The sequence below is a fragment of the Pantoea sp. CTOTU46764 genome (genome assembly GCF_031974595.1).
GTDB classification, from domain to species: Bacteria; Pseudomonadota; Gammaproteobacteria; order Enterobacterales; family Enterobacteriaceae; genus Pantoea; species Pantoea trifolii.
In genome coordinates, this window is sequence record NZ_DALYOQ010000070.1 from 20,263 (window position 1) to 27,187 (window position 6,925).

At 55.9% G+C, this 6,925-nt stretch carries 9 protein-coding genes; 3 read left to right on the forward strand and 6 right to left on the reverse strand.

Going from position 1 to position 6,925, the window contains the following annotated elements:
- Positions 1–2 precede the first annotated feature (2 nt).
- Positions 3–1,139, forward strand: coding sequence for a 23S rRNA (uracil(747)-C(5))-methyltransferase RlmC (gene rlmC / locus RTM06_RS18700; RefSeq protein ID WP_312184196.1), 1,137 nt, complete (start codon positions 3–5; stop codon positions 1,137–1,139).
- 62 nt (positions 1,140–1,201) lie between these two features.
- Here the strand turns inward: rlmC and artJ (RTM06_RS18705) are convergent, their stop codons facing one another.
- The 6 genes from artJ (RTM06_RS18705) to RTM06_RS18730 all read right to left on the reverse strand — a co-directional run bounded on the left by artJ (RTM06_RS18705) (position 1,202) and on the right by RTM06_RS18730 (position 5,711).
- A complete protein-coding gene (gene artJ / locus RTM06_RS18705; protein ID WP_097094391.1) occupies positions 1,202–1,933 on the reverse strand; it encodes an arginine ABC transporter substrate-binding protein in 732 nt (243 codons plus the stop codon).
- A gap of 132 nt (positions 1,934–2,065) precedes the next feature.
- A complete protein-coding gene (artM, locus tag RTM06_RS18710) occupies positions 2,066–2,734 on the reverse strand; it encodes an arginine ABC transporter permease ArtM (protein ID WP_256696070.1) in 669 nt (222 codons plus the stop codon).
- 2 nt (positions 2,735–2,736) lie between these two features.
- Positions 2,737–3,450: an arginine ABC transporter permease ArtQ gene (gene artQ / locus RTM06_RS18715; RefSeq protein ID WP_061717169.1), complete on the reverse strand. Its 714-nt coding sequence runs from the start codon at positions 3,448–3,450 to the stop codon at positions 2,737–2,739.
- 6 nt (positions 3,451–3,456) lie between these two features.
- Complete coding sequence (gene artJ, locus RTM06_RS18720) at positions 3,457–4,188, reverse strand: arginine ABC transporter substrate-binding protein (RefSeq protein WP_008102446.1); 732 nt, start codon at positions 4,186–4,188, stop codon at positions 3,457–3,459.
- A 15-nt stretch (positions 4,189–4,203) separates the two neighbouring features.
- Entirely contained in the window at positions 4,204–4,932 is a 729-nt protein-coding gene (gene artP, locus RTM06_RS18725; protein ID WP_008102444.1) for an arginine ABC transporter ATP-binding protein ArtP, read from the reverse strand.
- A gap of 239 nt (positions 4,933–5,171) precedes the next feature.
- Positions 5,172–5,711, reverse strand: a complete 540-nt coding sequence (locus tag RTM06_RS18730) for a lipoprotein (RefSeq protein WP_312184205.1) — start codon at positions 5,709–5,711, stop codon at positions 5,172–5,174.
- Between the two features lie 98 nt (positions 5,712–5,809).
- On the opposite strand from RTM06_RS18730, the gene RTM06_RS18735 reads away from it, so the two are divergent.
- A complete protein-coding gene (locus RTM06_RS18735; RefSeq protein ID WP_256696073.1) occupies positions 5,810–6,130 on the forward strand; it encodes a heavy metal-binding domain-containing protein in 321 nt (106 codons plus the stop codon).
- Positions 6,130–6,925, forward strand: a 796-nt coding sequence (locus RTM06_RS18740) for an N-acetylmuramoyl-L-alanine amidase (protein ID WP_312184207.1), incomplete at its 3' end; no start/stop codon positions are given. The genes RTM06_RS18735 and RTM06_RS18740, both read left to right, overlap by 1 nt.

Below are 6,925 nucleotides of genomic sequence, written 5' to 3' on the forward strand. Positions count from 1 at the left end.
GCATGCATTGCGCGCTTTATGATGCCGGTCGCTGTCGTTCGTGCCAGTGGCTGGAAAAACCCTATCCGCAACAGCTCAACGACAAGCAGTCGCTGCTGGAACAACTGCTGGCTGAGAGGCCGGTAGGCGAATGGCTGCCGCCGGTGCAATCCGCGCAGCAAGGGTTTCGTAATAAAGCCAAAATGGTGGTGAGCGGCAGCGTGGAGCGGCCGATTTTTGGCATGGTGGCGCGCGACGGTGATCCGGTCGATCTCTGCGCTTGTCCGCTCTATCCCGACAGCTTCAGCGCGGTGTTCACGCTACTCAAACCCTTTATCGCCCGCGCCGGTTTAACGCCGTATAACGTGGCGCGCAAACGCGGTGAGCTGAAGTTCCTGTTGCTGACGGAGAGTACGCAGGGCGGCATGATGCTCCGTTTTGTGTTGCGTTCCACCAGTAAGCTGCAGCAGCTGCGCGATGCCTTGCCGTGTCTGCAACAGCAGCTGCCGCAGCTGAAGGTGATCTCCGCCAATATTCAGCCGGTGCATATGGCGATTCTTGAAGGTGATGAAGAGATTGCGCTGACGCCGGATCAGGCGCTGGCGGAGCGCTTTAATCAGGTCCCGCTCTATATTCGTCCGCAAAGCTTCTTCCAGACCAATCCACAGGTTGCTGCCGATCTCTACGCCACCGCGCGCGATTGGGTCGCGCAGTTGCCGGTTAGCAGCATGTGGGATCTGTTTTGTGGCGTTGGGGGATTTGGCCTGCACTGCGCCACGCCGGAGATGCAGCTGACCGGCATCGAAATCAATGCTGAAGCCATCGCCTGTGCGCAGCAGTCGGCGCAGCAGCTTGGATTAGAAAAAGTGAGTTTTGCCGCGCTGGATTCCACGCAGTTCGCCACGTCGCGGGAAGCGGTGCCGCAGCTGGTGCTGGTGAATCCGCCGCGTCGCGGTATCGGCGCGGAGTTGTGTGCTTATCTCAGTGAGATGGCACCCGATTACATTCTCTATTCCAGCTGCAATCCCACCAGCATGGCGCAGGATATTGCGCGTCTGGCGGAGTATGACGTGAGCCGCGTGCAGCTGTTCGACATGTTCCCGCATACCGTGCATTTTGAAGTGCTGTGTTTGTTAAGCAAGAAGGGCGGAACAGCGTAGCGTTCACCGGAACGGAGGACGTGCAGAACCTGTCTGGCGCCCGCCACGCTATCCCATAATGCTTATTCCGGGAACCACTTCTGATTGATTTGCTGCCAGGTGCCGTTGGCTTTCAACGCCACTAACGCGCTGTTCAGCTCGTTGAGCAGCGGCTCATTGCCTTTGCGTACGGCAATGCCTAAACCGGTGCCAAAGAAGTCGGTATCGGTGATGTGCTCGCCGACCGCGCTGAGATCGTCATTGGCCTTCAGCCACTGATTCACCACCGCCGTATCACCAAACACGCCGTTCAGCCGACCGTTTTTCAGATCGAGAATCGCGTTCTGATAGCTGTCATACGCCACCGCAATCACCTCCGGATGTTTCTCCAGCAGGTATTTCTGATGCGTGGTGCCGTTCTCAACGCCAACACGTTTGCCTTTCAGCTGGCTGAAGTCGGTGAACTGGCCTTTATGCGCAATCACAATCGCCGAGTTAGCATAGTAAGGCTGGGTGAAATCGACCTGCTTGCTGCGATCGGCGGTGATATCCATGCCGGAAATGACCGCGTCGTAGCGACGGAATTTCAGCGACGGAATCAGGCTATCGAAGGCGTTGTTGGTGAAAGTGCAATCCGCTTTCATCTGCTGACACAGTGCTTTTGCCAGATCGATATCGAAGCCAACGATTTGGTTGTCGTGATCAAGGGATTCGAACGGGGGATAAGTTGCGGAAGAGGCGAAACGGATTTTTTCCGCCGCATAAGCATTCATTGCCAGAGTTGCCAGCGCAGCAGCAACGATCCATTTTTTCATTATGTAACTCCTGTAAACCATGCCAGATACGGAACGGGTTACACGATGCCAGTTAATGAATTTATATGCAATATTTTTGCTTATTAATTTAAATGGAAACAGGCGCCGTTTCAGGCGCCTGTTGTGGTGACATTAGTTGCGGCGCTCAAATGCCAGCGCACGCTTCTCAACCAAGCGCATCATCAATGTTAGCAAGCCGTTAACCACCAGATAGATCAGGCCCGCGGCCGCGTACACCGAAATATCGTAAGTACGGCCATACAACAGCTGCCCGTGGCCCATCACTTCCATCAGCGTAATGGTGTAAGCCAGCGAGGTACTTTTGAATACCAGCACCACTTCATTGGAGTAGGAAGACAGGGCGCGCTTGAAGGCGTACGGCAACAGAATGCGCAGCGTATCTTTGCGGTTCATGCCGAGTGCCGCGCAGGATTGCCATTGACCAGATGGAATGGCACGCACCGCACCGTAAAACAGCTGGGTGGTGTAAGCCGCACTGTTGAGTGACAGCGCCAGCAGCGCGCACAACCACGGCTGCGACAGCAGATGCCACAACCACGGAATGTTCTGGATGCTGGGGAACTGGCCGGGACCGTAATAGATTAGGAAGATTTGCACCAGCAGCGGCGTGCCAGTGAACAAAGTGATATAGCCTTTCACCAGCCAATTCAGCACCGGCACTTTGAGCGCCAGCACGATGGTGCAGAGTACCGAGAGCACCAAAGCCGCAAACAGCGAAGCCACGGTCAGCGTCAAGCTGGTGTGTAACCCTTTCAGCAGCTCGGGTAAGTAATCCAGCATGCTTAAGCCCCTCGCTCAAAACGCGTGGTGCGCAATTCAATGCGGCGCAGCACGAACTGACTGAACAGCGTGATAATCAGATAGATCGCCGCCGCCACCAGATACCAGGTAAACGGCTCTTGCGTGCGCGTGGCAATGCTTTTGGTTTGCAGCATCAGGTCGTTGACACTGATCAGCGATACCAACGCGGTATCCTTCAGCAAAACCAGCCATTGGTTACCCAAACCGGGCAGCGCGTGACGCCACATCTGCGGCATGATCAGGCGCAGAAAAATCGCCGACTTTTTCATACCCAGCGCCTGGCCCGATTCCCATTGGCCGACCGGCACCGCTTTCAGCGCGCCGCGCAGGGTTTGTGACGCATAGGCGGAATAGAGCATCGCCAGCGCAATCACACCACACAGGAAAGGACTGACGTCGAAGTTTTCAATCTGCACCTGCACCGGAATGTTGAACAGGCCGAGATTGATGTGGAAGCCATCGGAGAGCGTCAGCAGCAGCTGAGAAGCGCCGAAATAGATAAACAGCACCACCAGAATTTCCGGCAGCCCGCGAATCAGCGTGACCAGCGCGGTACCGATCCACGCCAGCGGTTTCCAGCGTACCGATTCCCAGCCAGCAAAAATCATCGCCAGCACAAGGCCGGCGATCAGTGCACAAACGGCAAGGCCGACGGTCATACCGGCGGCGCTTGCGAGTGGAATCATTTCATTCATCAGAAATTACTGCTGGAACCATTTGCTGTAGATGGTTTTGTAGGTGCCGTCAGCTTTTATCTTCTCCAGCGCCGCATTGAACTTGCCCTGCAGCTCGCTGTTGCCCTGACGCACGGCAATACCTAAACCGGTACCGAAGTAATCTTTATCCGTCACTTTCTCACCCAGCGGCGCGAGGTTGGCGTTCTGCTTCAGCCACTCGTTCACCACCGCAGTGTCACCGAACACGGCGTCGATGCGACCGTTTTTCAGATCCAGCACTGCATTTTGGTAGCTGTCGTAAGGCACAACGGTGATGTCGCTGTGTTTGTCAGAGAGGTATTTTTGATGCGTGGTGCCGTTCTGCACGCCAACACGTTTGCCTTTCAGCGCGGCCACATCAGCCATTTTGCCTTTCTGCGCAATGAAAATGGCAGAGTTGTCGTAGTAGGGCTTGGAGAACAGCACTTGCTTCTCACGATCTGGCGTGATGTCCATGCCTGCCATCACCGCGTCAAAACGGCGGAACTTCAGGCTGGGGATAAGGCTGTCGAACGCCTGATTAGTGAAGGTGCAGGTCGCATCCATCTCTTTACACAGCGCGTTAGCCAGATCGACATCAAAGCCCTGAATTTTGTTATCAGAGTCGACGAATTCAAACGGAGGATAAGAAGCCTCGGTAGCAAAACGCAGTGTCTGTGCCGCTGAAGCGCTGAGGCTCAGGCCAGCAAGGAGGGCAGCAATTACAACTTTTTTCATTAGAAGCATCCTGACTTAATGCGAAAGATAATTAGCAAACGCGTCGGTTTGCGGCTGTGTAAAGTGGCTGGCATCGCCTTGCTCAACAATGTGACCGTTTTCCATATACACCACGCGGCTGGCGGTTTTACGCGCCACTTCCACTTCGTGCGTGACGATCACTTGTGTGATGTTGGTCTGTGCCAGCTCACGAATAATGCTGACGATCTGGGCGGTGATTTCAGGGTCGAGCGCGGCGGTCGGTTCATCAAACAGCAGCACCTGCGGCTCCATCATCAGCGCACGGGCAATCGCGACGCGCTGCTGCTGTCCACCGGAAAGATGCAGCGGAAAGCGATCGGCGTACGGCGTCAGGCGCAGGCGATCCAGCAGCTTTTCAGCACGCGCACGCGCGGCGTCTTTGCTGAGACCGAGCACGCGGCACGGCGCTTCAATCAGGTTTTGCACCACGCTTAGGTGCGGCCACAGATTGTATTGCTGGAATACCATGCCCACGTTCTGCCGCAGCTCGCGAATCGCGCTGTCGGAAGGGGCTTTGGTGAAATCAAACTGGTTGCCGGCAATCTGCAGGCTGCCGGAACGCGGTTGCTCCAGCAAGTTGAGGACGCGCAGGAGCGAACTTTTACCCGCGCCACTCGGGCCGAGCAACACCAGCGTTTCACCCTGCGGACAAGCCAGGTTGATATCGAACAGTGCCTGATGGGCACCGTAAAAACAGTTTATGGCGTTTAGTTGAATACTCATGCGCTAAAAATGAATAGTAATTAGTGTCGCGGATTTTAACGTCACCAGAATAGTTATGCAATTGTGGTGGGTTAATATTTATTTAAGAGCCGTGAAACCTTCAAAGCGTAGCACAATATCGCGCAACTCAAGGTGGATGAGGGCTGGCGCGCGCTATTTAGTTCACAAAATATCAACAAAAAGCGCCGCAAGGATGCGGCGCGCTAATCAATGGTGTTAACTGCGGGAAAAGTGAACGGTTACTTTTTCGCTTCCAGCAGTTGCGTCAGTGAACCGCCGCCAGCGTGGGGCACCTGGCCGACATAACGCACATCATCAACCACCCAGCAAGTGCCTTCATGGATCATCAGCACTTCATCTTTCCAGGTTTTGTTATCGCGGCTCAGCTCAACGCGCAGCGGGATATTGCGCGCATCGCGATTAGGAATGGTGGATGCGCTGGCAACCTCCGCCGAAGTTGGGCCTTGCGCCAGGCTGGAGAAGAGATCGCCTTGGCTCCAGGCCGCCGGTTTCGGGTTTTGGCCGTTGGCGGTAAGCAATTTTTGATAGAGACGATCGCTCAGGTAAGGGCGATATTTCGCCAGCGTGTTGCTGTCTGGCAAACCTTGTGTCGGCTGGCTGACGCGTAAATCGTAGAACTTTTGCGCCACGCTATCCGGACCGCCTTCAACACAGGCCGCGGTGCGCGGGCCATTATCCTTAATGACCGGCTCAACGGTGGTACACGCACTCAGCAGCAACGCTGCAGGAATAAGCAGCGCAAAGGCATTGTTTCTCATCTCGATTTCCTTATTGTTCACTGGCAAAGCGCCATTTTTAGCATAGAGTATAGCCTTGCTTTTAAGCGCTACGAGCTGATTCAGAAAAGGAGAATACCATGAAATTTTCTACAACGCCCACGCTGGAAGGACACAGCATCAGTGAATATTGCGGCGTGGTCGCCGGCGAAGCGATTCTCGGCGCCAATATTTTCCGCGATTTCTTCGCCGGCATCCGCGATATCGTCGGTGGCCGTTCTGGCGCCTACGAAAAAGAGTTACGTAAAGCGCGTCAAATCGCCTTCAGCGAGCTGGAGGAGCAGGCGAAAGCGCTCGGCGCCAACGCGGTGGTGGGCATCGATATCGACTACGAAACTGTCGGCAAAGAGGGCAGCATGTTGATGGTGAGCGTCACCGGCACCGCCGTGATCATTCGCTAATGCGCGTGGTGGTTCTGTTGGCGATGGCGCTGTTACTGAGCGCTTGTCAGTCATCAATTGAAGCGCGTCACGGTTATTGGGTCGATACCGCGCATCCGGCGCAGGGCGCGCGACCGCGCATTAAAGTGGTGGTGATTCACTACACCGCCGAGGATTTCTCCAGTTCGCTGGCAACGCTGACCGATCGGGACGTTAGCGCGCATTACCTGATTCCGCAGCATCCGCCGCAGAAAAACGGCAAGGGCGTGGTGTGGCAGCTGGTGCCGGAAAGCCAGCTCGCGTGGCATGCGGGCCCGAGTTTTTGGCGCGGCGCAACGCGCATCAATGACACTTCGATTGGCATTGAAATCGTCAACAGCGGTTATCGCCGCACTTTGACGGGTTTGCAGTGGCAGCCTTTTACGCCGCAGCAAATCAGCGCGCTGATGGCGCTGGTGGAGGACATCACCCAGCGCTACGGCATCGCGCCGGAAAATGTGGTCGGACACAGCGATATCGCGCCGCAGCGTAAGCAGGATCCCGGTCCGCTGTTTCCGTGGCAGCAACTGGCTGAGCAGGGTTTAGGCGCGTGGCCTGAGCAGGCAACGGTGCAGCGTTATCTTAACGGGCGCGCCGCGGATGAGGGCGTGGATCAGGCAGAATTGCTGGATGCGCTGCAGCGCTATGGCTACGACGTCGCGGCGGCAACCACGCCGCAGATGCAGCGCAAGCTGATTGCAGCGTTTCAGATGCATTTCCGCCCGCGTGATTATCGCGGCATCGCCGATGCAGAAACCCTGGCGATCGCCCGCGCGT